Here is a 23732-nt window from a genome sequence, read left to right as displayed (position 1 = left end):
GGGGGGAAGCGAAATGCAAAAGTTTATTGCATTCATGGAGAAGTATATTGTTCCTGTCGCTGGTAAAATCGGATCGCAACGTCACTTAGCTGCGATCCGTGACGGATTTATTGCAGTTATGCCACTTATTTTAGTTGGTGCACTGGCATCACTAATTAATGGTTTTCCATCTGAAGCTTTCCAAGATTTCATGAAAGGTTTGTTTGGTGAAACGTGGAAACAAGTTGGCGGTGGAATGTGGACTGGTTCTTTCGCAATTCTAGCACTAATCATAGCATTTACAACAAGTTATAACTTAGCAAAATCTTACGGCGTTGATGGTTTGTCAGCAGGTATTATTTCATTTGGTGCGTTAATTATTCTTACGCCAACAACACCGAAAGAAGGCGGATTGAACTTAGCTTGGACAGGTGCACAAGGGTTATTCGTAGCAATTATTGTGGCACTCCTTGTTACTGAGGTATTCCGTTTCTTTGTACAAAGAAACATTACTTTTAAAATGCCTGATGGAGTACCACCAGCAGTTTTAAGATCTTTCGCAGCTATAGTTCCAGCATTTGTTATCTTAACAGTAGTTGCAGGTATTCAATTAGCAGTGAAATTAGCTGGTACAAGTGTTCATGAATTTATCTTTAATACGATTCAATCACCACTGCAAAGTTTAGCGGGGACATTACCAAGTGCAATTGTCATTGTAATCCTTGTTCATCTTCTTTGGTTCTTCGGTTTACATGGTCCAAATATCGTTGGTGGTATTATTGAGCCATTATACTTACCGGCATTAGAGAAAAACATGAAGTTATTCCAAGGTGGTACATCTGCATTTGATGTTCCAAACATTATTACAAAACCATTCTTTGATACTTTTGTATATCTTGGTGGTTCTGGTGCAACATTAGCGTTCTTAGTAGTGGTATTACTTGTAGCAAAAAGTGCACAATTACGCGGTGTATCTCGTTTATCAATTGGTCCAGGTGCATTCAACATTAATGAACCCGTAATCTTTGGTACACCAATTATCTTAAATCCGATTTTATTCTTACCGTTTATTCTAGCACCAATTGTATTAGTAATTACTTCTTATACAGCTATATCTATTGGTTGGGTACCAAAAACAGTTGTGATGATTCCATGGGCAACACCACCAATTATTAGTGGTTATCTTGTAACAGGTGGACATATTTCAGGTGCAATTCTACAGTTATTCAACTTTGTAATTGCGATGGTAATCTATTATCCATTCGTTGTGTTATGTGACCGTTCAGTTGTTCGTACTGAAAAAGCAGCAACGCAAGGAAATAACAACTCTGTACCTATGTAACATAAAGATTGTTCTCACAGACAATATTGTCTGTGAGAACAATCACCTTTATATCATGTTCAAAAAGATGAAATACATCTATAAGAACACCAAACTATCATTAATAAAATAATAATTTAATAGACATGTTCAAACTGAAGGGGTATTTAAATCGGTTGAACCTTATAGAGAGGGCGGTAATTATGATGACTACAGCAGAACAAATTCCATTCCAATTGATTTTAAATAGTGGTAATGCACGAAGCTTTGCAATGGAGGCACTTCAATTTGCCAAACAGGGGAAAATGGCAGAAGCTGATGAAGCGATGGTAAAGGCGAAAGAAGCGATTAATGAAGCGCATCATTTCCAAACAGAGCTCATACAATCAGAAGCAAGAGGAGAAAAAACAGAGATTAGTGTTCTTTTAATTCATGCACAAGATCATTTAATGAATGCGATTACAGTGAAAGAATTAGCGGCAGAATTTATTGACCTTTATAAAAAGTTAGAAGCGAAAGGGGAATAAAGCATGACTGGAATTAAAATTGCTACAATCGGCGGTGGATCTAGTTATACACCAGAGTTAATTGAAGGATTTATTAAACGTTATGATGAGCTTCCTGTTCGTGAAATTTGGTTAGTAGATATTGAGGCAGGAAAAGAAAAGTTAGAAATCGTTGGTAACTTAGCGAAACGTATGGTGAAAAAATCTGGTTTACCAATCGAGGTACATTTAACGCTTGATCGCCGCGAGGCATTAAAGGATGCTGACTTTGTAACAACACAGCTTCGCGTTGGTTTATTAGAAGCTCGTGCAAAAGATGAAGCAATTCCATTAAAATATGATGTGATTGGTCAGGAAACGAATGGTCCTGGTGGTTTATTTAAAGCGCTGAGAACGATTCCTGTTATTTTAGATATTTGTAAGGACATGGAGGAGCTTTGTCCGAATGCATGGTTAATTAACTTTGCGAACCCAGCAGGTATGGTAACAGAAGCTGTTCTTCGTTATACAAATATTCAAAGAGTAGTTGGTCTGTGTAACGTTCCAATCGGAATTCGTATGGGTCTTGCGAGATTACTTGAAGTAGATGCAAGTCGTGTCCACGTTGATTTTGCAGGTTTAAATCATATGGTATACGGATTAGATGTATACTTAGACGGAGTAAGTGTAATGGATCGTGTGTTAGAGCTTGTAACAGATCCAGAAAAGCAAATTACGATGGAAAATATCGCTGCGCTTAACTGGGAGCCAGACTTTATTCGCGGTCTTCGTGCAATTCCATGTCCATACCATCGTTACTACTACAAAACACGTGAAATGTTAGAAGAAGAGAAAGAAGCTTCGATTGAAAAAGGTACACGTGCAGAAGTAGTAAAACAATTAGAAGATGATTTATTCGAGTTATATAAAGACCCGAATTTAGATATTAAGCCACCACAATTAGAAAAACGTGGCGGAGCTTATTATAGTGATGCAGCATGTAGCTTAATTACGTCTATTTACAATAATAAAGGTGATATCCAGCCTGTTAATACACGAAACAACGGAACAATTGCAAGCTTGCCACATGATTCAGCTGTTGAAGTGAACTGTATTATTACGAAAGAAGGTCCAAAACCAATTGCGGTTGGAGATCTTCCAGTACCGGTTCGCGGTTTAGTACAGCAAATTAAATCATTTGAGCGCACAACAATTGAAGCTGCTGTTACAGGGGATTATCATAAAGCGCTGCTTGCTATGACAATTAATCCACTTGTACCATCAGATAAAGTTGCAAAACAAATTTTAGATGAAATGTTGGAAGCACATAAAGAGCATCTTCCACAATTCTTTAAAAAGATAGAGAAATAAAAGCGGCGCTATTTAGCCCGCTTTTTTTAATTCTAGTAGGAGGTATTACGATGATTAAGCTAATTGTAAATGCAGATGATTTTGGTCTTACAGAAGGTACAAATTACGGAATTATTGATGGACATAAAAATGGACTTGTAAATTCAACGACGATGATGATGAATATGCCAGGGACAGAACATGCTGTAAGCTTAGCGAAAGAGTATAAAACGTTAGGGATAGGAGTGCATCTCGTATTAACAGCAGGGAAACCACTTCTTGGAGACGTACCATCACTTGTAAGTAGCGATGGATTGTTTCATAAACAAAGCGTCGTATGGGAAGGGAAAGTAAATCCAGAGGAAGTTGAGAGGGAGTGGACTGCTCAAATTGAGAAATTCCTCTCTTACGGATTAACACCAACTCATTTAGATAGTCATCATCACGTGCATGGATTACCGATTTTGCACGATGTTCTTGAGAGATTAGCGGCTAAATATAATGTTCCAATTCGTCGTTGTGAGGAAGAGAGAGCGGTACGCCCGTTTTCTGACGTGTTTTACAGTGACTTTTACGCGGATGGTGTGACGGAAGATTACTTTGTAAAGTTACAAGAAAGGGTGCAGGGTGAACAAACGGTAGAAATTATGGTGCATCCAGCTTATATTGACCCAGAGCTTGTGAAACGTTCTTCTTACGTAATGGATCGTGTGAAAGAATTGCGTATTTTAACGGAGAGCGAGTTGCCTGAAGGAATAGAACTTGTGAAGTTTTAATAGGAAAACGACGGCTAAATAGGGCCGTCGTTTTTTTAGGTTTATAAAATGGATAGAACATATCCACCAAAGGCTCCGAGTATAACGATAACCCAAGGTGGCGTTTTCCAAAAAGCGAGTAAGCAAAATAGAAGAGAAGCAAAAACGAAATCTACAGAATTCATAATTGTACTCGTCCAAATTGGATCATAAAAAGCTGCTAGTAAAATACCGACAACGGCTGCATTCACTCCAAGTAGTGCGCCTTGTATGTAGGATACTCTCCTTACACTGTCCCAAAATGGTAAGACGCCAATAACGAGCAAGAAGGCAGGAAGAAAGATCGCGATTGTTGCAACAATTGCTCCGGCGGTTCCATTTAGCACTTCGCCTATATAAGAGGCGAATGTAAATAGTGGTCCTGGTACGGCTTGTGTTAATCCATATCCAGCTAGGAACTGTTCTTTTGTCATCATGCTGTTTTGTACGAACTCACCTTCAAGAAGGGGAAGTACGACGTGTCCGCCTCCAAATACAAGTGCGCCAGAGCGATAAAAACTATCAAATAAAGCGATGTAATAAGAGAATGGTCTTAATATTGGTAGCAGTAGTAATAGTCCGAAGAATAAGACGAGACAAGAGACTGCTATCGTTTTTGAAATAGGTACTTTTATATTTTGAGATTGGCTAATTGGTTGATTGCGATATAAAAACCAACCAATAAAGCCAGATATTATAATGAGAATGACTTGTGTCCAGCTGTTTGGCCATAGTAAGGCGATTGCGGCAGTTACAATCGCAACGGTCGCACGATTTCGGTCGGGTGTTAATTTTTGTGCCATTCCCCATATGGCATGAGCGACAATAGCGACTGCTACAAGTTTTAGCCCGTGAATCCAGCCAGCACTTCCAAGATCGAACTGATTAAGGAACGAGGTGAAGAAAACCAAAACAAGCACAGACGGTAGCGTGAATCCAATCCATGAAACAATAGCTCCTAATAAACCACCTCTTAGTAATCCAATCCCCATACCGACTTGACTGCTAGCAGGGCCAGGGAGGAATTGGCATAGTGCTACTAAATCTCCATAGCTTCTTTCATCCATCCATTTTCTTTTTTGTATGTATTCGTGGTGGAAATAGCCGAGATGGGCGACGGGGCCACCAAATGAAGTAAGTCCTAATTTAAATGAGACGAGAAAAATCTCTAATAATGTGTGAAAAGTGTATTTGTTATTTTTCAAAAGCACCTCCTAGAATGTTTTTCTATGTGCATTATACAAGAGGTAGTAAAGCAAAAGGAACGATTCTAATGTAAAGATTGTGTGAATCTTTTCTTCGTAATTAAAACTTGAAAAAGTCATAAATGATTATGTCTAAACCATAAAGTAGTAGAAGTAGTGCTGGGAAATTTATATAAGGAGAATGCCCGTATGACAACACATTTCTTTGCTAGGTTAACAGGGAAGAGGGAAATACCTCCTGTAAATACAGAAGCTTATGGTGTAACAGAGTTTATTTTTAGTGAGGATTTAAAGAAGTTGCAATATCGGGTCATATTGAAAAACATCGAAAAGGTTACATCATGCCAAATTCATTTAGGAAAAGCGGATCAAATTGGTCCAGTTGTTTTAAATTTGTTTGGTCCGCTAAAGCAAGGTATTAGTGTAAGTGAAGGAGTCGTGACCGGTGTAGTCAATGTGGAGGATTTTGAAGGACCTTTACAGGGGAGAGCGTTTGATAGCCTACTTCAAGAAATCATTGAGGCGAATGTATATGTAAATGTTTATACGAAGTCCAATAAGAAGGGCGAAATCAGGGGGAGAATAAGGAAAGTAAAGAAATAGAAAAAAGGCTGTCCACATTTTGGAACAGCCTTTTCTGCTATAAGGTGCAAATTTTAGCGATTATTGTCGATAAATCGATATATTTAAAAAATCGCTGATATAATCCAGGTTACGGTCGATATATTTAAAAACTGCCTAGATCAATTTTTTACAGGTTGATTTTTGATGAAGAAGTCCATTACATAAAATACTTCGTCATCTGGTATTTGTATTTCAAATGTATTTTCAATAGGTTGCAATGCTTTTTTTACTTTCATGTACATCCAGTACTCATCTTGTCTGCGTTTCTCTTTATCAGGATGAGGGAGGAGACTTTCGCCTTTTTGAAGACGGTCAACCATGCAGCTCATATGCAAAATCACACCCATTAAACTGTCAGGAGTTAGCTGTAAAGAAATTAATTCTTGAATTGTATTTAATGCATAACGAATTGTTTTAATAAGTAATGCGCCATCGTTACGCTGCATTTGTTGTTCAAGAATATCAGCCATTTTCGCATATGTTTCTTCATACGTAATTAATTCTTGAATTGGCTGAATCGCTGTGTAGTTCACAATGTCTTGGAAGTGGTATGTTAAGCATGGTACTTGCACATCGAAATTTGTGACGATACAAATGATATTACGCTCTTTTTTTATGTTCTCGATCATTTTTGTTAAATCTTTTTCGTGAACGATACTAATCGGAATAATTTCAATTAAGTCTTTATCAAAGCGTAAATAGTTCTCTAACATTTTTTGAATTGCTAAAGCACTTCCTTCGCCAGTTAAGCAAGCTGTTAAAATAACAGATTTCATTGGTGACAGCGGCTTTTTCTTTTCTTCTTGTACATTTAAATAGAACGGCGTTAAGTTCTTCACTGTTTCATATAGTGCATCTAATGAGTAGCCAAGCTGAGCTTTTCGAGCTGCTTCTAGTGCGTGTGGTGTGCTCGTCATGGAAAGAACACGTACAGGAATTTTGAATTCAGTTTCTAATATATCACCAATATAAGCGAGAGATCCCATATCAACAAGTAAGAGAAGCCCGTTTACATTTTGAAGTGTTTTCATATACACCTTAACACGCTCTAAGAAATCTTTCGGTGATTCATGCAAGGGCATATCGATACCAGTTACTTCATCAATACCGAGAAGTTCGTTTGCGACGTTTGCCATTTCTGTTGCGATGCCATTACCATGCGCTAATATTAATACTTTTACTTCTGTTTGTGAGGCAGGAATTGGGTCAACAACGAAGAACATTGTTAAGAAGCCTGCTTCATCAATAGGCATTGTTATTTGTAATTCTTCTTCTAACAGTTGAATACATTGCATAGCTACGGAAAAAGCTTCTTTATATTTCGTACGAATTTGATTCAATTGTGGGTGATGAATTTGCTTCCCGCTTTGTAAACGTTGTAGAGTTGTCTGTACATGTAAACTTAATGCAAGAAACACTTTTTCATCAAAAGTCTTAGATAAATGTTTTTCAGCTAGTTCTGCAATTTTTTCACATACGGAAACGATATTACGGTCCACAATTTTAAAAACATTTTCATGACTTGTTTTTTTAGACATTTGGTTAAAATATTGAACGAAAAAACTTTGAATATCATTTTCTATTAGTAATTCCAATTCTTCCTCTTCAATGCCGCGTGCTTGAAGTTCTTCATATTTATAATCAATATAATCGTAAATAGAAGAACGTTTTTCATCTTCTGTTTTATGCTTGCTCCAGCCTTCATCACCTGTAAATACAAATGTTTCATTTGGTATTTGGTATAGGTGACGGCTCTTTCTTTCGATAAACAGTCCTTCTTTCATATACCAAGGTAAATCTGTACTTGAAACACCGACAGAATCACGTTTTTTTGTTACGAAATCAGAATAAGCTTTCGCGCAGGCAATTTGTACATCTGTTTTCAATTGACCAATGTTATTTGGGCAATTGTAAAAGACGAAGGATCGCATTGCGTTTGGACTAACATGAATCTCTTTTCGTAGCCGAATCGCTTCATTTGTGAAAAATAGTTGCAACAAAGCAAAGCGTTCTTTATGCGTTCGCTCACGAAGTGGTGGAAGCGTAACGGTCATTGGAATACGTCTTGTAAATGTTTTTAATAAAAATGAGTTTGGTTCTTCTGTTGTTGCAGTAATAATTAATACTTGTGCCTTACGTTCATTTTCTGTTTCTCCAAGGCGGCGATATACTCCGCGATCAATAAATGTGAAGAGCATTTCTTGTCCTTCTGGAGGGAGACGATGTACTTCATCTAAGAAAAGGATTCCTTCATGGGCCTTTTCAATTAAACCTTTTTGATCACTGGCACCTGTATAAGCTCCTTTTTTTATCCCAAATAACTGTCCAAGTAGTAGTTGTGGATTGTTTGCATAATCAGCACAGTTAAAGACGATAAAAGGCGCATCTTTTGGAAGTTGTTCCACTTCAATTGCATATTCGTGCATTAAAGAAGCGAACATCGATTTTCCGACACCTGTTTCTCCAAGTAGTAAAGTATGCATACCGTTTGGAGGATAGAGAATAGAAGCTTTTGCTTTTTCAATTGCAATTTTTAGGCTTGTATTTTCAATTGCAAATGTATCTAATGAAGTACTCTTTGTTGAATGCGTTTCCAATGAAGTATTCGTTTCTATATAAAAACGGACAGGACGTGTAATCGTTTTTAATAAACGATTATCTTTCACGAGCTTGTTTAAGTCGCTACTAACATTTGCACGGTCTAACTGTAGAAGTGTAGCGAGTTCTGATGCTGTTACACCTTCTGTATAATTCCCTTTTTGTATTGCGTTAAAAATGAGATCTATTCGTTTCATTTCTATTCACCTCGAAACTTCATCACTATTTAAAATTTTACACAAAAATGGGAAGTGTGGGAAGAGAAAAATAAAACAGCTTTAGTATATAAGCACTAAAGCTGTTACAATCTTGTGTCTTTCCAAAAATTCACTTCGAGATGTGAAGATGGATTGTAGGGAAGTAGTTGATATCCTTGTGATTGCAAATAATCAATTACTTTTGGAAGTATTTGCACTGTGACACTAGAATCATGCATTAAAATAACCTCTACTTGTTCATCGCTTTGATTCCGCACTCTTTCTAGTATTGCGGAAGGATTATCATAGCTTTTCCAGTCATATGTATCAATTGTCCAATCCCACATTTTATACTTGGAAGATACGAGTGCGTCGCGGTAATTCTTTTTTAAATAAGGCATGCTACCGTATGGGACACGAACGAGATGTGTATTTAGATGTGTAACTTGCCAGACAATATTCTGGGTTTGATCCATTTCTTCAATTAAAATTGATGGATCGCCAGTATAAAGACGTTTTACATCATGTGACATACTATGGAGACCAATATAATGTCCATCTTTAATCAATCGCTCCATCGTTTTTTTATAATGTGGCACTTTTCCGCCAATAACGAAGAAAGTTGCTTTTCCGTTCTTCTCTTTTAAAATATTTAAAATTTGTGGTGTGTATTTATTCGGTCCGTCATCAAATGTTAAGTACGCAATTTTTTTTGTAGGAGAGGTAGTTTGAGTGCTTTGTTGATCTTCTGCTTGAATGTCTGTAGTTGCTTCCGTATTAGATGATGCGTACATAGTAATAGTTAAAAATAAAATTATACATTGAAGTAATCGCTTGATCATAACATTCACCCTCAGTTTGACAATCAAGATGTAAAAACGAAAATTTGATGCTTTTTTCGTTATACGTATATCTTTCTCCAATAGAGGCACTCTCAAACAATCTATATTTTGGAAATGGGGAATAAGGATTAAAAAATAAAAAATAGCATCCTCTTATGAAAAAGAGGATGCTATTTGAATAGTTCATAAAAGTAAAGGCTATACTACAATTAGTCTTCGCGTTTTTTCACTTTTTTATAGAAGGAAATAATTGGTTTGTAACGTTCATGTACAAGACCGATTACTTCAGCAATAATTTCTGTAAAGAAGATTAAAACGAAAAGAAGAATAATGGATAACCATAATGTCGCACTACTGAAAATGATTGCATTTACGCTAAAGAAAATACCAAGTGCGTAAATAATTAGTACCGTTTTACGATGAGAGAATCCCATTGCAAGTAAACGGTGATGTAAATGCGACTTATCTGGTGCTGAAATAGGCTTTTTATTGACGATACGGCGGATGATTGCAAATGTCGTATCAAATACAGGTACACCTAAAATGATAACTGGAACGATAAAGCTGAATAACGTTACGCTTTTGTATAATCCAAGTAACGAAATAACAGAAATACAGTATCCTAAAAATAGTGCTCCTGTATCTCCCATGAAAATTTTTGCTGGATGGAAGTTATAGAATAAAAATCCAATTGTACTTGCTAATGTAATCAGTGCTAGAGGTAATATAATAGCCGCTCCAGTACCCCACGGACTAACGAAGGCCATATATGCTAGCGTTGCAAGTACGATAGATGAAATCCCAGCGGATAATCCATCTAATCCATCAATTAAGTTGATGGCATTTGTGATACCTACAATCCAAAATACTGTAATTGGATAAGCGAGCCATCCGAGTTCAGTATCTCCAAGGATTGGAATATATAATACTTGCACTAATAATCCACTTTTTACAATCATGATGGCAACTAATAGTTGTCCACCGAATTTTACCTTCGCAGATAGTTCGTACATATCATCTAAAATCCCGATGATAACAATAATGATAGCACCTAAAGTTATCGATAGCATTCTTTGTTCGTACAATCCACCGACAACAAATCCTACAGCTACACCGATAAAAATTGCTAACCCGCCAAGACGAGGCATAATTTTTTGGTGTACTTTACGTGCGTTTGGTTTATCTGTTGCTCCTATTTTGAAAGCTAATTTAATAACTAAAGGAGTAACGACGAGTACAGTGATGAAAGATGCCAAAATGGCATAAATCACTTGTGAGTCCATTAATACCCCACCTTTTATAGTTTAACGTAATTTTTCTAATTGTATTTATCTGAAAATTATGATGTTTATTTACAGGCTCATAACATATGGTATCACAAAAAGATTAGAATTCAATCTTTTTTTCTTTTAGCTGTAAATGGAAGTGCATAGAATATATGACAACTGTATATAGAATGTTGGATCGTTTGAGAAGGTTGTTCATATTGCGACTTGAAATATGACAGTGTATCTGCCTCGTATATAACAAGTATTTTATTATAAGTGTTGCACGTAAAAATGAGTAAGTTCCGTGTTAAAATATGGGAATTTACATTTTATATATATTGCATCATTTAAATTTACAAAATCTTAAAAATGAATAAAAAGACAATTCATATAATAAAGAAGAAAAGAAGTTTTCTTATTTTTAGTGAGAGAGGGGGAAGCACAGGGGGGCTTCTATGTATTCGTATATTTTCTTATATATATTCCTGTGCGAAAGGAAAATGAAAATTACGATAATAGGTACCGGATATGTTGGATTGATTACAGGAGTAGGATTGGCGAAATTGGGACATTCAGTCACATGTTTTGATATAAATAGTGAAAAAATTGAACGGATCATACAAGGCGAGTTACCTATTTATGAGTGTGGATTAAATGAATTAATAAATGAAGAGTATGAGAACAATCATTTAACTTTTACAGCAAGCAGATCAACTGCATTTAATGATGTAGAGTTTATATTTATTGCAGTTGGAACGCCATCTTTATTAGATGGAACAACAAATTTAACGTATATTCGTAGTGCTTGTGATGATATTGGAGCATATGTGAATAACGATATTATTGTTGTTACGAAAAGTACGGTTCCAGTAGGTACAAATGATGTGATGAGAGAATGGATTGAGGAGAAGCTACAAGGTAGACACGAATTACATATCGTATCGAATCCAGAATTTTTAAGGGAAGGTTCTGGTATTTATGATTTTTTTCATGGTGATCGCATCGTAATTGGAGCATGTAGTGAGGAAGCAGCAAGGAAAGTAGAACATTTGTACAGCAAATTAAGCTTACAAACGTATATTACGGATATTCGAAGTGCTGAGATGATTAAATATGCATCTAATGCTTTTTTGGCTACGAAGATTAGTTTTATTAATGAGATTTCCAATATATGTGAGCAGGTGGGTGCAGATATATTAGATGTATCTACAGGGATGGGGATGGATAAGAGAATTGGTGCATCTTTTTTAAATGCAGGTATTGGATATGGAGGGTCTTGTTTTCCGAAAGATACGAAAGCACTTGTGCAAATTGCAGGGAATGTTTCTCATGATTTTCACTTGTTGAAAGCAGTCATTGAAGTGAATAATAAACAACAGTTGTTGTTAATTGAAAAAGCGAAGAAAATGATAAATATGAAGAAGAAGCGGATTGCGGTTCTTGGTGCAGCATTCAAACCGAATACTGACGATATTAGGGAGGCGCCATCTCTTATTATAATACAAGAATTAATTAATATAGGTGCGGATGTGGTTGTATATGACCCGCAGGCTATTCAAAATGTAAAAGGTGTATTTGGAAATGCTATACGATACGCTGAGTGTATAGACGAATCGATTAGAGCGGCAGATGCAATTTTTATCGTAACAGAATGGGAATCAATTCGAAATTATCCACTAGAGAAGTATGTACAGCTTATGAGGGAGCCTATTCTATTTGATGGGAGAAATTGTTATACTAATGAGGATGCCAAGAAGCATAGGTTAGATTATTACTCAGTTGGGCGAAAAGACGTCTGCAATAGTAATGTTTCTCAGGTGCGTTAAAAAGTGTATTTTCACATGCATATTTTTATATGCGATAATAGAAGTTGTAACTAGTGAAAGAAAAGGGGAAATGAAATGACTGAACGTTTAAAAGTAATGACAATTTTCGGGACACGACCAGAAGCAATTAAAATGGCACCTCTTGTATTAGAGTTGCAAAAGCACCCAGAAAAAATCGAATCGATTGTGACTGTAACAGCACAACATCGTCAAATGTTAGATCAAGTATTAAATATCTTTGGAATTACACCAGATTTCGATTTGAATATCATGAAAGATCGTCAAACGTTAATTGATATCACAACACGTGGTTTAGAAGGTTTAGATAAAGTAATGAAAGAAGCGAAGCCTGATATCGTACTTGTACATGGTGATACAACGACGACATTTATTGCGAGCTTAGCTGCTTTCTATAATCAAATTCCAGTAGGACATGTTGAAGCTGGGCTTCGTACATGGGATAAGTATTCTCCATATCCAGAAGAGATGAATCGTCAATTAACAGGTGTAATAGCAGATCTTCATTTCTCACCTACAACAAAATCAGCAACGAACTTACAAAAAGAAAATAAAGATGAGTCACGCATTTTCGTAACAGGAAATACAGCAATCGATGCACTGAAGACGACTGTAAAAGAAACTTATAGTCATCCGGTGCTCGAGAAGCTTGGAAACGATCGTCTTGTACTTATGACAGCACATCGTCGTGAAAACTTAGGAGAGCCAATGCGCAATATGTTCCGTGCAATTAAGCGTCTTGTTGATAAGCACGAAGATGTACAAGTTGTATACCCTGTACATATGAATCCTGTTGTTCGCGAAATAGCGAATGATATTTTAGGCGAGCATAGCCGCATTCATTTAATTGAGCCGTTAGATGTAATTGATTTCCATAACGTAGCAGCTCGTTCATACTTAATGTTAACTGATTCTGGTGGTGTACAAGAAGAAGCACCATCACTAGGTGTACCGGTTCTTGTTCTTCGTGATACGACGGAACGCCCAGAAGGTATCGAAGCAGGTACACTGAAATTAGCAGGAACAGATGAAGAAACAATCTTTGGTCTTGCTGATGAGTTGTTATCAGATAAAGAAGCTCATGATAAGATGACGAAAGCATCTAATCCTTATGGCGATGGTCGTGCATCAGAGCGTATTGTAGAAGCGATTTTACAACACTTCAAGAAGTAAAGTGAAATTTTGATCAGTGGGGGATATCCCCCACTGATTATTAGCCCGCACCAATCAGGGTAAATGAAAAGAGAGCCAAATCGTATGTGATTTGGCTCTCTTTTATTATTGTTGATTCCTCATAATCCACTCTGCATGAGCATTTGTAGAAGGGGGAGGAGGCGGTGGTGTTTTGTTCTCACTCGACTCCTTCTTTGCTTTTGCGCTGGAGTTAGAATTTGAATCGGAATTTGTATTCTCATTTTTCGTAGTCTCTGTTGGAACTTTTGCTTTTTCTCCTATTTCCTTTTCAATTTCGTTACGTACAGTCTCTACACTGATTGGATCTGGAAGGAAGTAATAAATACCGCCAATTTTTCTGTCTTCTCCTTCAAGTTTTAACGTTTGTATTGTAGAAGGATCGAATCCAGAAATTTTATTGTAAAGAGCAAGTCCGTCTGAAATAGGAATATCGGTTTTTATATATTTTCCAACTACCTTTGTTAAATCTTTAATTTTAAATACGGTAGAAGCAGAGTTTAGCTTTTGGGCAACAGCAGCCAGTACTTGTCTTTGTCTAGCAGCTCTACCATAATCACCGTTAGGATCTTGCTTTCGCATACGGACGTATGCGAGTGCTTCTTCACCGTTTAAGTTCTGTTGACCTTGTTTAAATTGGATTTTTTTATAGTAATCCACGTCAGAGCGTTCCCAAAAATCGAAGGGGACATCAACGGTAATACCGTCAACAGCATCAACGATACCTTTAAATCCTTGGAAATCAATTTTAATATAATGATCAACAGGAACTTTTAAAAACTCTTCGACGGTGTCGATTGTCATTTTTTCTCCACCGTAAGCATGAGCAGCGTTAATTTTGTCTTCTTTATTCTTACCAACAATCTTAACACGAGAATCGCGCGGGATACTCATAAGTGAAACCTTTTTTGAGTTTGGATTAACTGTCGCGAACATAAGTGAATCTGTTCGACCGTTTTGACCGTCAGTTGCATAATCTTCAATACCCATAATGAGTATTGTGAAAGGTTTTTTTGTGATTTCCACATCTTCTGCTCGTAATTTAGATTTTTCACGGCTAAATCCACTGTACATCCCCATGAGAGAAGTGTAGGAATTTAACATATAAAGTCCTACGCTACCAAATAAAAATGCGAATATAAGGAAGTAGAAAAATTTTCTTCTACGTTTCTTTTTTATTCTGCTATTTTGGAGATGATAATAACGTTCTTCCATATATAATCTCCTTAGTTTATCTGTAGGGAATTAATTCACTACATTAATCTTTAAAGGGGATAAGTTAGCTATTCTTAGTTAACGTCTTGTTCTAAGTACAACATATCTCCTTCTTTAATTGTACATTTCCCGTTTGTTAATTCAATCATCCAATTTGTAAATGTTTGTTTTTGATTTTCTTCTACATACGTATCGAATGTGACATTTTCGAGATAATGTATATCTTTAATGGCATATTCTGAATTACGTAATTCATTTTCAACTTTGCCAAGCAATGTATAATCAATTTCTGTTTGCATAACGCGCATTAGTTTTCGCTCAACAATGCCTACGTGATTAAGTCCTTCACTTGTACATTTTCCGTATGCACGAATTAATCCACCAGCACCAAGCTTAATACCACCAAAATAGCGCGTGACGACAACGACAGTATCTTTTAGACCTCGTTTTTTTAATACCTCTAACATAGGTACACCAGCGGTACCACTTGGTTCTCCGTCATCGTTTGCTTTTTGAATTTGATCTTGTTCACCGATTAAATATGCGGAACAATTGTGTGTTGCATTCCAATGTTGTTTTTTTATTTTTTGTATAAATTCTTGGGCTTCCTCTTCAGTTGTGGCTCGACTTACATAGCAAATGAACCTTGATTTTTGAATGACAATCTCGTGCTCACCGCAGCCTTTAATTGTTAAATATTGTAATAACAATGGTATACGCCCCTATCTTTCAAAATGACTAGTACTTTACATTTTAAAAGCGGTTGTTTTTATATTCAAACATTTTTTGCAAATATGTTGAAATTTTTGATGAGTATTTTATCTTTTTGTTGTAATTTGTCGAGTGGGTGATTGTAGTTTCTAACCGGCATTTTTATGTATGGATGCACCTTTTCTAGTTTTCGTGTAAAATTAGGGGATAAAAATTTTTTATAAGGCAGGTACGAAAATGAAAACAGCTATTGTTACTGATAGTACAGCATATATACCGAAGCATATTCGTGATGAACTCAATATATATATGATTCCATTAAACGTTGTGTTTGGAACGGAATCTTGTCAAGAAGAGGCTGAAATTTCAGCAAATGATTTTTACGTAAAAGTACGTGAACAAGAAGAACTTCCGAAAACTTCGCAACCAGCAATTGGAAAATTTTTAGAGTTATATGAAGAGTTATCTAAAGAATATGATGCAGTTATTAGCATTCACCTTTCCAGTGGAATTAGTGGTACATACCAAACGGCAACGACAGCTGGACAGATGGTAGATGGTATCGATGTATATACGTACGACTCTGAAATTAGTTGTGAAGTACAAGGATTTTACGTGCGTGAAGGTGCGAAATTAGCAGGTGAAGGGAAAGCTCCAGAAGAGATTATCGCTCGCTTTGATGAAATGAAAAAAACGATGGATGCTTATTTTGTAGTAGATGATTTACATCATTTACAACGCGGTGGAAGATTAAATAGCGCGCAAGCTTTCATCGGCAGTTTGTTACAAGTAAAACCAGTATTATACTTTAGAGATAAAATAATTATTCCATTCGAAAAAATTCGTACGCGTAAAAAAGCGTTAAAGCGTATCGTTGAAATCTTTGACGAGCAGGCAAGTAAAGGTGTGCCTATGGAGGCTGTTATTATTCATGCGAATCGTGAAGAGGAAGCTAATGAATGGAAACAAGAATTAGAAGAGATATACCCTCATGTTACAATTCGTACGAGTTATTTCGGAGCTGTAATTGGGACGCATTTAGGTGAAGGTGCGCTTGGTTTAGGCTGGTATACGAAGTGATAAAGATGTAAAAGCTCTCTTGTTAAAGAGGGTTTTTTTACGGGTATTTTACGAAGATTTGACAAGTTAATATTTGGAAATGGTAAAATGTACGTAAAATTAAATAATGAGGAAAGTTTTATTACTTACTTTTTACAAGAAACTATCTTATAATAGAAGAGAGGTGAAACATATGGAGCATAATTCTTGTTTATGTCCAAAGTTTGAGTCAGCTTTTACAATGCTTAGTAAGAAATGGACTGGCTTAATTATTAAATCTTTGCTTGAAGAGCCAAAACGTTTCAGAGAAATCGCAGATATTATACCGAATATGAGCGATCGTATGTTGTCAGAACGTTTAAAGGAATTAGAAGGTGAAGGTATTGTAGTTCGTAATGTTTACCCAGAAGTACCAGTTAGAATCGAGTACGGTTTAACTGATAAAGGGAAAGCGTTGGAAAGTGTTATGGATGAGGTCCAAAATTGGGCTGAGAAATGGATGAAGTAACGTTTCTATCTCATTCATATTGGAGTATTTTCAAAACGTAAGGGAATCCCTTACGTTTTTTTCAATTCTATAAAAAACGGCGTAAGGCTCTTGAAATTCTACATATATATACAAATTTAGATATACTTTGCTATAGAGATAAATGTAATATTACATTTATTTTACAAAACCGTAACATTAGCAAAAAAACTCCCGAATTATGGTATAAATTTTAATAGGTTATATACGGAAAATGACAAAAGAAAGCGGTGTAAAAAATAAAATGAAAAAGCTAAAAATGGCATCTTGCGCATTAGTTGCAGGGTTAATGTTTTCAGGGCTAACACCAAATGTATTTGCGGAAGATAAAATTTCTGACGTGAAATCACAAATTAACACACAAAATGATACTTTACATAAACAACAACAAGAACGTGATGAACTACAAAAACAAATGAATGATTTAAACAAAACAATTCAAGGTTTAGATAAGTCTGTTCAAGAGAACGCTACAAAACTTGATGAAACAACGAAAAAAGTTTCTGACACTGAGCAATTAATTGAAAAGAAAAATAGAGATATTGCAGAATTACAAACAAAGATTGCAAAACGTGAAGAGTTATTAAGAAAACGTTTAGTTGCACTACAAGAACAACCGAATACGAACGTTGTAACAGAAGTTCTTGTAAACTCTAAAAACATTGCAGATTTAGTGGATCGTTTCAATTCTATGTCTAAAATTCTTGAGTCTGACGAAGATATCATGAAAACTCAACAAGAAGATCAAACGAACGTGAAAAAAGATGTTGAGACAGTAAAAGAAAAACAAAAAGAATTAAAAGAAGCACAAGCTCAAATTGAAACTGCTAAGAAAGAACTTGACGCTGAAAAAGAGAAAAAAGAAACAGCGGTAAACGATTTAAGCGGTAAAATGGATACAGTTGTAACTACGATGACAAGCACGGAAAGTCAATTGAAAGATCTTGAGAAACAAGCACTGCAATTACAACGTATTGCGGAAGAAGAAGCGCAAGCAAAAGCGGCACAAGAAGCTGCTGCTCAAAAACAAGCAGAACAAGCTGCTAAAGAGGCACAAGCTCAGCCAGCACAAGCACCTGCAGAGCAAGCTGCACCGGCAAACAATGGTGGACAAGCTCAAAAAGAAGAACCTAAAAAAGAAGAGCCTAAAAAAGAGACACCTAAACCAGAAAACAAAAAACCAGAGCCAGCACCAGGTCCAACTCCAACTCCGGTTCCTGGCGTAATTGGTAAAGCACAACAATACTTAGGTATGCCTTATGTTTGGGCAAGTGCATCTCCATCAAACGGTGGTTTTGACTGTAGTGGATTCATTTCTTACATCTTTGGTGTAGGACGTCAAGACGTTGCAGGTTACTGGAACTCAGTTTCTAAAGTAAGTAGCCCACAACCTGGAGATTTAGTATTCTTCCAAGGTACTTATAAAGCAGGTCCATCTCACATCGGTATTTATGTTGGGAATGGACAAATGATTCATGCGAGTGATAAAGGGATCGCGTACGGTGATATTAACAGTTCGTACAACCAAAAACATTTCTTAGGATACGGTAGATTCTAGGATTTATAATTGAATAAAAAACGTGTATAAAGTCGATAGCTTACTATTTTATAAGTAGGTTATCGGCTTTTTTGAGTTTTTACGAGATAAAGAGAAGGATTTATAGTAGTGCTGGAGGTGGTTATTGATGATGTTAGCTGGTAGACAGTTATTGTTAGAAGAACTTTCTTCAGATTTGCAGAATAAATTGGATCATTTGAAAAGGAACCGAGAAGTCGTTTGTGTGCAAGGTGTAATTAAGAAATTTTCAAAATATACGTGCCAGCGTTGCGGAAATATAGAGCAACGACTATTTGCATCATTTGTATGTAAAAGGTGCAGTAAAGTATGTGCGTATTGTCGTAAGTGCATAACGATGGGCAGGGTAAGTGAATGTACTGTACTTGTTCGCGGTATTGCTGAAATAAGCGGAGAAAATTATTTGAATCCGTTACAGTGGGAAGGCGTTTTGTCTGATGGTCAGGAGTTAGCTGCGCAAAGTGTCGTTGACGCTGTTAAGCAGAAAGAATCATTTTTTATTTGGGCGGTGTGCGGGGCTGGAAAAACAGAAATGTTGTTTCGCGGAATTGCAGAGGCACTACAAAAGGGAGAGAGAGTTTGTATTGCAACACCGAGAACGGACGTTGTACTTGAATTAGCACCAAGATTACAAGAAGTGTTTCCAAATATAAATGTAGCAGCTTTATACGGAGGGAGTGTGGACCGAGAAAAGGGTGCGGCGTTAATCGTTGCAACTACACATCAATTGTTACGTTATTATAGAGCATTCCATGTCATGATTGTAGATGAGATAGATGCCTTTCCGTATCATGCGGATAAGATGTTGCATTATGCAGTAAACAAAGCGATGAAAGAGGAGGCAGCACGTATTTATTTAACTGCAACTCCAGATGAAAAGTGGAAGCGTAAATTGCGGAATGGTAAGCAAAAAGGGGTTATTATTTCAGGACGTTATCATCGTCATCCATTGCCAGTTCCACTATTTCGGTGGTGCGGAAATTGGAAAAAGGGTCTTATGCGTAAAAAAATTCCTCGTGCTTTATTACAATGGTTAAATATGTACTTATCTAAACAATATCCCATTTTTCTATTTGTTCCTCATGTACGATATGTAGAGGAAATTAGCCAGTTATTAAAATCATTAAACAACCAAATTGATGGTGTGCATGCAGAAGATCTGGCGAGAAAAGAGAAGGTAGCAGCTTTCAGAAAGGGAGAAATCCCTTTATTAATTACAACGACGATTTTGGAACGAGGAGTAACTGTGAAAAATTTACAAGTGGCAGTTTTAGGGGCTGAGGAAGAAATATTTTCAGAAAGTGCTCTCGTTCAAATTGCAGGGCGTGCTGGTAGAAGTTCTGATGAACCGCATGGAGATGTCATCTATTTTCATTATGGAAAGACAGAGGCGATGGTGCGCGCGAAAAAACATATTCAAAGTATGAATAAAAATGCTAAAGAACAAGGGTTGATAGATTAATGCATTGTCTACTTTGTGATGAATATATTTCGTGCGCAATTAGTTGGTGCACTTTTTTTGTTAAGCTTCAAAAAAAGTATATATGTGATAGATGTGAACAAAATCTTTCCTATATTATAGGAGAGATTTGCAAGGAGTGTGGTCGACCTTTAGAACTTGTACAAGCTGAATATAAAAACGTGGATATTTGCATGGACTGCATAAGGTGGACGAACGAGCAGAGGTTTCCGTCTCTCATAAATCGTTCGTTGCATGTGTATGATGAAAGGATGAAAGAAATATTAGCACAGTTTAAATTTCGAGGAGATGCTGAATTAGTGCATATTTTCCATCAGTCTTTTCGAAGTCTTTTTCAAAAATATTTTGCGAATGTTTCAGTTGTCATTCCGGTTCCCCTTAGTGAAGAGCGAGAATACGAACGTGGTTTTAATCAAGCTGAGTTATTAGCCTCTTGTTTGCCTGTCAAAATATCTGGTACATCATTAAGAAGAATAGAAACTGAAAAACAAAGTAAGAAGAAGCGTAAAGAAAGGATATCGGGAGTTAATCCTTTTTATTTTCAGGGAGAAGAGATGTTTCATGAGCAACATGTTTTAATTGTGGATGATGTGTATACGACAGGAATTACTGTTAGGCAAATTGGAAGCCTTTTGTATGATCGAGGAGCGAAAGAAGTTTCTTGTTTGACGCTTTGTAGAGGGTAATATGTGAATGTCGAAAGGAGTAATAAAAAGACGACAGGTCTTCTTTGACTTACAGTCTTGTCATTCGTTATAGTCAGAATATGGGGCGAATGCCCTGATTTTAAGAGTGAAGGGAATGGAATGAATATGCAAGGACGAGTAAAATGGTTCAATGCAGAAAAGGGATTTGGGTTTATTGAGCGTGAAGATGGTGACGATGTGTTTGTTCATTTTTCTGCTATTCAACAAGATGGGTATAAGTCGTTAGAAGAAGGTCAACAAGTGGAGTTTGATATTGTTGATGGAGCACGTGGACCACAAGCAGCTAATGTTGTGAAACTGTAAAAATTAAGTTTTTGGAAAAGATAGAGCTGTATTTTTAGCAGCATTATATAGATGGTGAAAGCTCTTGCTCGTAACAAGGGCTTGTTTGTTTTGGGGAAGTTGTCAAAAAGTTGTTTCTTTTCTGTAACCAATTGTCCACAGTTACACTCGTTATTCACGATGTTAATAGGATAAAATAAAGATAGAAACGATGCATCTTTTCATTTCAACAAAAAACGATAAAAAAATCGCAATTCCACTAATTTTTTAAAAAATTAGAAGGAGTTTTTAAGCCAATGTCGAAATTATAGTACATAGGCTTGAAAGGAGGAATTCATCTATGAAATTCAACATTCGTGGTGAAAATATTGAAGTAACTCCAGCATTAAAGGAATATGTAGAGAAAAAACTAAGTAAATTAGAGCGTTATTTTGATACATTCCCAGAGATTAAAGTTAATTTAAAAGTATACTCTGACAAGCAACGTATCGAGGTAACAATTCCATTTACAGATTTATTACTTCGTGCAGAAGAAACAAATAGCGATATGTACGCTGCGATTGATTTAGTAGTTGATAAACTTGAGCGACAAATTCGTAAACATAAAACAAAAGTAAACCGTAAATTACGTGAAAAAGGTTCTGTGAAAACTAACTTTATCCTTCCAGAAGCAGTAGCTGTTCTGGATGCGGTAGAAGAGGATGAATTAGAACTTGTACGTACAAAACGATTCGATTTAAAACCGATGGACGTTGAAGAAGCGATCTTACAAATGGATATGCTAGGACATAATTTCTTCGTCTTCACAAATGCTGATACAAATGAAACTAATGTTGTATATGGTCGTAAAGATGGGAAATATGGTTTAATCGAAACAAAATAATCATTCAAAAGCGTAGCCAAAATGGCTACGCTTTTTTTAGATGTTTTTTTACTTCCTTATCTTGTAATGTCGATATGAATTTTAATGGCTAATTCATAATGAAATTTAGAAGTCATGTTTTGTCACGGTTAATTGTATTACTATTCCAAAAGGATCTCGCACAATGGCATAACCCGGGCTGAAGGAGTTTTTTTCAAAAGGTGTTAAAATATAAACCTCATCATGTTGAATTAGATTGTGATAGAGTGTTTCAATGGTTTGGAAATCTTTAGATTGAATGCATAATGATGAGCTATTACTTAATTGCCAAGGGCGTGTGGAATCCACTGCCTGTTCTGCAATCATAATTTTATTAGTACCAATTTGTAAAACGGAATGAGTAATATAATGTTCTTGGCTTTCTTTATATATGAAATTCGGATCTATTTCTTTCATTTCTTTATAATTCTTTTTAAATAAAACTTTTGCACCTAAATACTGTTCGTAAAATGCGATTGCTTTAGCACCTTGCCCATTTAATGATAAAAAAGTGATTACTTCAAAGTTCATTGTATTGCCTCCTTCATATATGTTTACACTTATTACTATACAAATATAAGGTGCCACGAGTTGGCACCTATAGGGAGAGTTTATGAAAAAAGTTGAACGTTTAAATCAGATGCTACGCTTTATTAATCAAAAACAAACATTCACATTGAAAGATTTAATGGATGAATTTCAAATTTCAAAAAGGACAGCTTTACGTGATATTGCATCTTTGGAGGAAATGGGTGCGCCTCTTTTTGCGGAGTATGGTCGGTATGGAGGGTATCGTTTAATAAAAACGATGACATTACCACCGATTTCATTTACAAATCATGAAGTTTTTGCGCTTTATTTTGCAATGCAAGCACTAAGTAGTTTTGTAAGTATTCCCTTTCAAGTCTCGTTTCGTTCCATCAATAAGAAGTTTTTAGATAGTGTTTCATCAAAACAGCGTGAGCAAATTGAAAACTTGCAAAAAAGAGTTTCCTTTTTTCATTCGGAACAAGCACATGAATGTGGTCATCTAGAGGAGATTTTGTTAGCTGCTGTTCAAAATAGGGCTTTAACTATAAACTATGTAACGCCGAAACAAACGACAATGCGCCGTATTCAGCCGATTTCGATTTATGCAATAAAAGGTTATTGGTATTGTCAGGCTTACGATTTAGATAAATCGGCTTATCGAGTGTTTCGCTGTGATCGTATTAGGTCGTCAGAAATGGTAGATGCTCAGGATAGTCTGGATTTGGAAAATATAAATATACATAACGCACATAGTCTTTGGAAAGCAACCGAACAAGCTATTCAATTTAAATGCTCAATTACTGCGAGGGGGATAGAGATATTTAAGCAACAACAATATCCTTCGATGAAATTATGGGAGGAACATGAAGGGACATATTTAATAGGAACTTATGAGCCTGCTGAAATCAACTTTATCATCTCGTATCTAGCTAGTTTTGGTAAAACTATAAAAATAATTGAGCCATCTTCTTTAAAAGAGAACTTAAAAGAATACTACTTAGATTTAATACAAAATTTGTAGCGAAGAGAAATTAGTTTTTTGGAAC

The 23732-nt window shown here is 36.1% G+C and carries 22 protein-coding genes; 15 read left to right on the top strand and 7 right to left on the bottom strand.

Annotated features, from left to right (window positions below):
- Positions 1-13: 13 nt before the first annotated feature.
- The 4 genes from celB to chbG all read left to right on the top strand — a co-directional run bounded on the left by celB (position 14) and on the right by chbG (position 3911).
- Positions 14-1321, top strand: coding sequence for a PTS cellobiose transporter subunit IIC (gene celB, locus LUS72_RS25785; protein ID WP_264448430.1), 1308 nt, complete (start codon positions 14-16; stop codon positions 1319-1321).
- 182 nt (positions 1322-1503) lie between these two features.
- Positions 1504-1827 (top strand): PTS lactose/cellobiose transporter subunit IIA, encoded by a 324-nt coding sequence (locus LUS72_RS25780; RefSeq protein WP_000989050.1) that lies wholly within the window; start codon positions 1504-1506, stop codon positions 1825-1827.
- Between the two features lie 3 nt (positions 1828-1830).
- Complete coding sequence (gene celF / locus LUS72_RS25775) at positions 1831-3156, top strand: 6-phospho-beta-glucosidase (RefSeq protein WP_264448429.1); 1326 nt, start codon at positions 1831-1833, stop codon at positions 3154-3156.
- A gap of 50 nt (positions 3157-3206) precedes the next feature.
- Positions 3207-3911, top strand: a complete 705-nt coding sequence (gene chbG, locus LUS72_RS25770; RefSeq protein WP_264448428.1) for a chitin disaccharide deacetylase — start codon at positions 3207-3209, stop codon at positions 3909-3911.
- Positions 3912-3952: 41 nt separating this feature from the next.
- On the opposite strand, the gene LUS72_RS25765 is transcribed toward chbG, so the two are convergent.
- Positions 3953-5134: a chromate transporter gene (locus LUS72_RS25765; RefSeq protein WP_264448427.1), complete on the bottom strand. Its 1182-nt coding sequence runs from the start codon at positions 5132-5134 to the stop codon at positions 3953-3955.
- A gap of 189 nt (positions 5135-5323) precedes the next feature.
- Here LUS72_RS25765 and exsM point away from each other — a divergent pair, with 189 nt between their 5' ends.
- On the top strand, positions 5324-5737 hold the full coding sequence (gene exsM, locus LUS72_RS25760; RefSeq protein WP_264448426.1) for an exosporium regulatory protein ExsM: 414 nt from the start codon (positions 5324-5326) through the stop codon (positions 5735-5737).
- 140 nt (positions 5738-5877) lie between these two features.
- On the opposite strand, the gene LUS72_RS25755 is transcribed toward exsM, so the two are convergent.
- From LUS72_RS25755 to LUS72_RS25745, 3 genes are all read right to left on the bottom strand, one after another.
- Positions 5878-8553, bottom strand: a complete 2676-nt coding sequence (locus LUS72_RS25755; protein WP_264448425.1) for a sigma-54-dependent transcriptional regulator — start codon at positions 8551-8553, stop codon at positions 5878-5880.
- 104 nt (positions 8554-8657) lie between these two features.
- On the bottom strand, positions 8658-9395 hold the full coding sequence (locus LUS72_RS25750; RefSeq protein WP_097832378.1) for a polysaccharide deacetylase family protein: 738 nt from the start codon (positions 9393-9395) through the stop codon (positions 8658-8660).
- Between the two features lie 209 nt (positions 9396-9604).
- A complete protein-coding gene (locus LUS72_RS25745) occupies positions 9605-10678 on the bottom strand; it encodes a glycosyltransferase family 4 protein (RefSeq protein ID WP_097832377.1) in 1074 nt (357 codons plus the stop codon).
- Between the two features lie 440 nt (positions 10679-11118).
- On the opposite strand from LUS72_RS25745, the gene LUS72_RS25740 reads away from it, so the two are divergent.
- On the top strand, positions 11119-12489 hold the full coding sequence (locus tag LUS72_RS25740; protein ID WP_264448424.1) for a UDP-glucose dehydrogenase family protein: 1371 nt from the start codon (positions 11119-11121) through the stop codon (positions 12487-12489).
- Positions 12490-12564: 75 nt separating this feature from the next.
- The gene (gene wecB, locus LUS72_RS25735; protein WP_264448423.1) at positions 12565-13680 is read left to right on the top strand and encodes a non-hydrolyzing UDP-N-acetylglucosamine 2-epimerase; all 1116 of its coding nucleotides are present in this window, start codon (positions 12565-12567) and stop codon (positions 13678-13680) included.
- 105 nt (positions 13681-13785) lie between these two features.
- Here the strand turns inward: wecB and LUS72_RS25730 are convergent, their stop codons facing one another.
- A complete protein-coding gene (locus tag LUS72_RS25730; protein WP_097832374.1) occupies positions 13786-14913 on the bottom strand; it encodes an LCP family protein in 1128 nt (375 codons plus the stop codon).
- 74 nt (positions 14914-14987) lie between these two features.
- On the bottom strand, positions 14988-15623 hold the full coding sequence (locus tag LUS72_RS25725; RefSeq protein WP_264448422.1) for a YigZ family protein: 636 nt from the start codon (positions 15621-15623) through the stop codon (positions 14988-14990).
- Positions 15624-15861: 238 nt separating this feature from the next.
- Between LUS72_RS25725 and LUS72_RS25720 the strand changes: the two genes are divergently transcribed.
- The 7 genes from LUS72_RS25720 (at position 15862) to hpf (ending at position 22137) form a co-directional block, all read left to right on the top strand.
- Positions 15862-16704 (top strand): DegV family protein, encoded by an 843-nt coding sequence (locus LUS72_RS25720; RefSeq protein WP_097832372.1) that lies wholly within the window; start codon positions 15862-15864, stop codon positions 16702-16704.
- 172 nt (positions 16705-16876) lie between these two features.
- Entirely contained in the window at positions 16877-17191 is a 315-nt protein-coding gene (locus LUS72_RS25715; protein WP_002112882.1) for a winged helix-turn-helix transcriptional regulator, read from the top strand.
- A 232-nt stretch (positions 17192-17423) separates the two neighbouring features.
- Positions 17424-18767, top strand: coding sequence for a C40 family peptidase (locus tag LUS72_RS25710; RefSeq protein WP_264448421.1), 1344 nt, complete (start codon positions 17424-17426; stop codon positions 18765-18767).
- Between the two features lie 130 nt (positions 18768-18897).
- Positions 18898-20247 (top strand): ATP-dependent helicase ComFA, encoded by a 1350-nt coding sequence (gene comFA, locus LUS72_RS25705; protein ID WP_097832455.1) that lies wholly within the window; start codon positions 18898-18900, stop codon positions 20245-20247.
- Positions 20247-20951, top strand: coding sequence for a ComFC family protein (locus LUS72_RS25700; protein WP_097832371.1), 705 nt, complete (start codon positions 20247-20249; stop codon positions 20949-20951). The genes comFA and LUS72_RS25700 overlap by 1 nt, the downstream gene beginning before the upstream one ends.
- 126 nt (positions 20952-21077) lie before the next feature.
- The gene (cspC, locus tag LUS72_RS25695) at positions 21078-21275 is read left to right on the top strand and encodes a cold shock protein CspC (protein WP_001990088.1); all 198 of its coding nucleotides are present in this window, start codon (positions 21078-21080) and stop codon (positions 21273-21275) included.
- A gap of 319 nt (positions 21276-21594) precedes the next feature.
- Positions 21595-22137 carry a ribosome hibernation-promoting factor, HPF/YfiA family gene (hpf, locus tag LUS72_RS25690; RefSeq protein WP_000671183.1) on the top strand — a complete coding sequence of 181 codons (543 nt, stop codon included), beginning with the start codon at positions 21595-21597 and terminating at the stop codon, positions 22135-22137.
- A 105-nt stretch (positions 22138-22242) separates the two neighbouring features.
- On the opposite strand, the gene LUS72_RS25685 is transcribed toward hpf, so the two are convergent.
- Positions 22243-22686: a VOC family protein gene (locus LUS72_RS25685; protein ID WP_097832370.1), complete on the bottom strand. Its 444-nt coding sequence runs from the start codon at positions 22684-22686 to the stop codon at positions 22243-22245.
- Between the two features lie 82 nt (positions 22687-22768).
- Here LUS72_RS25685 and LUS72_RS25680 point away from each other — a divergent pair, with 82 nt between their 5' ends.
- Entirely contained in the window at positions 22769-23707 is a 939-nt protein-coding gene (locus LUS72_RS25680; protein WP_264448420.1) for a helix-turn-helix transcriptional regulator, read from the top strand.
- Positions 23708-23732: the final 25 nt, after the last annotated feature.

The organism is Bacillus cereus (assembly GCF_025917685.1).
GTDB classification, from domain to species: Bacteria; Bacillota; Bacilli; order Bacillales; family Bacillaceae_G; genus Bacillus_A; species Bacillus_A cereus_AT.
This window is presented reverse-complemented; position numbering and strand designations above follow the sequence as displayed.

Bases quoted from the DNA above. Each gene is read 5' to 3' on its own strand.
- LUS72_RS25730 (WP_097832374.1), bottom strand. From the start codon at position 14,913: ATGGAAGAACGTTATTATCATCTCCAAAATAGCAGAATAAAAAAGAAA.
- exsM (WP_264448426.1), top strand. From the start codon at position 5,324: ATGACAACACATTTCTTTGCTAGGTTAACAGGGAAGAGGGAAATACCT.
- chbG (WP_264448428.1), top strand. From the start codon at position 3,207: ATGATTAAGCTAATTGTAAATGCAGATGATTTTGGTCTTACAGAAGGT.
- LUS72_RS25710 (WP_264448421.1), top strand. From the start codon at position 17,424: ATGACAAAAGAAAGCGGTGTAAAAAATAAAATGAAAAAGCTAAAAATG.
- LUS72_RS25715 (WP_002112882.1), top strand. From the start codon at position 16,877: ATGGAGCATAATTCTTGTTTATGTCCAAAGTTTGAGTCAGCTTTTACA.
- cspC (WP_001990088.1), top strand. From the start codon at position 21,078: ATGCAAGGACGAGTAAAATGGTTCAATGCAGAAAAGGGATTTGGGTTT.
- LUS72_RS25680 (WP_264448420.1), top strand. From the start codon at position 22,769: ATGAAAAAAGTTGAACGTTTAAATCAGATGCTACGCTTTATTAATCAA.
- LUS72_RS25745 (WP_097832377.1), bottom strand. From the start codon at position 10,678: ATGGACTCACAAGTGATTTATGCCATTTTGGCATCTTTCATCACTGTA.
- celF (WP_264448429.1), top strand. From the start codon at position 1,831: ATGACTGGAATTAAAATTGCTACAATCGGCGGTGGATCTAGTTATACA.
- wecB (WP_264448423.1), top strand. From the start codon at position 12,565: ATGACTGAACGTTTAAAAGTAATGACAATTTTCGGGACACGACCAGAA.
- LUS72_RS25755 (WP_264448425.1), bottom strand. From the start codon at position 8,553: ATGAAACGAATAGATCTCATTTTTAACGCAATACAAAAAGGGAATTAT.
- LUS72_RS25780 (WP_000989050.1), top strand. From the start codon at position 1,504: ATGATGACTACAGCAGAACAAATTCCATTCCAATTGATTTTAAATAGT.
- LUS72_RS25720 (WP_097832372.1), top strand. From the start codon at position 15,862: ATGAAAACAGCTATTGTTACTGATAGTACAGCATATATACCGAAGCAT.
- LUS72_RS25685 (WP_097832370.1), bottom strand. From the start codon at position 22,686: ATGAACTTTGAAGTAATCACTTTTTTATCATTAAATGGGCAAGGTGCT.
- LUS72_RS25700 (WP_097832371.1), top strand. From the start codon at position 20,247: ATGCATTGTCTACTTTGTGATGAATATATTTCGTGCGCAATTAGTTGG.
- LUS72_RS25740 (WP_264448424.1), top strand. From the start codon at position 11,119: ATGTATTCGTATATTTTCTTATATATATTCCTGTGCGAAAGGAAAATG.
- comFA (WP_097832455.1), top strand. From the start codon at position 18,898: ATGTTAGCTGGTAGACAGTTATTGTTAGAAGAACTTTCTTCAGATTTG.
- hpf (WP_000671183.1), top strand. From the start codon at position 21,595: ATGAAATTCAACATTCGTGGTGAAAATATTGAAGTAACTCCAGCATTA.
- LUS72_RS25750 (WP_097832378.1), bottom strand. From the start codon at position 9,395: ATGATCAAGCGATTACTTCAATGTATAATTTTATTTTTAACTATTACT.
- celB (WP_264448430.1), top strand. From the start codon at position 14: ATGCAAAAGTTTATTGCATTCATGGAGAAGTATATTGTTCCTGTCGCT.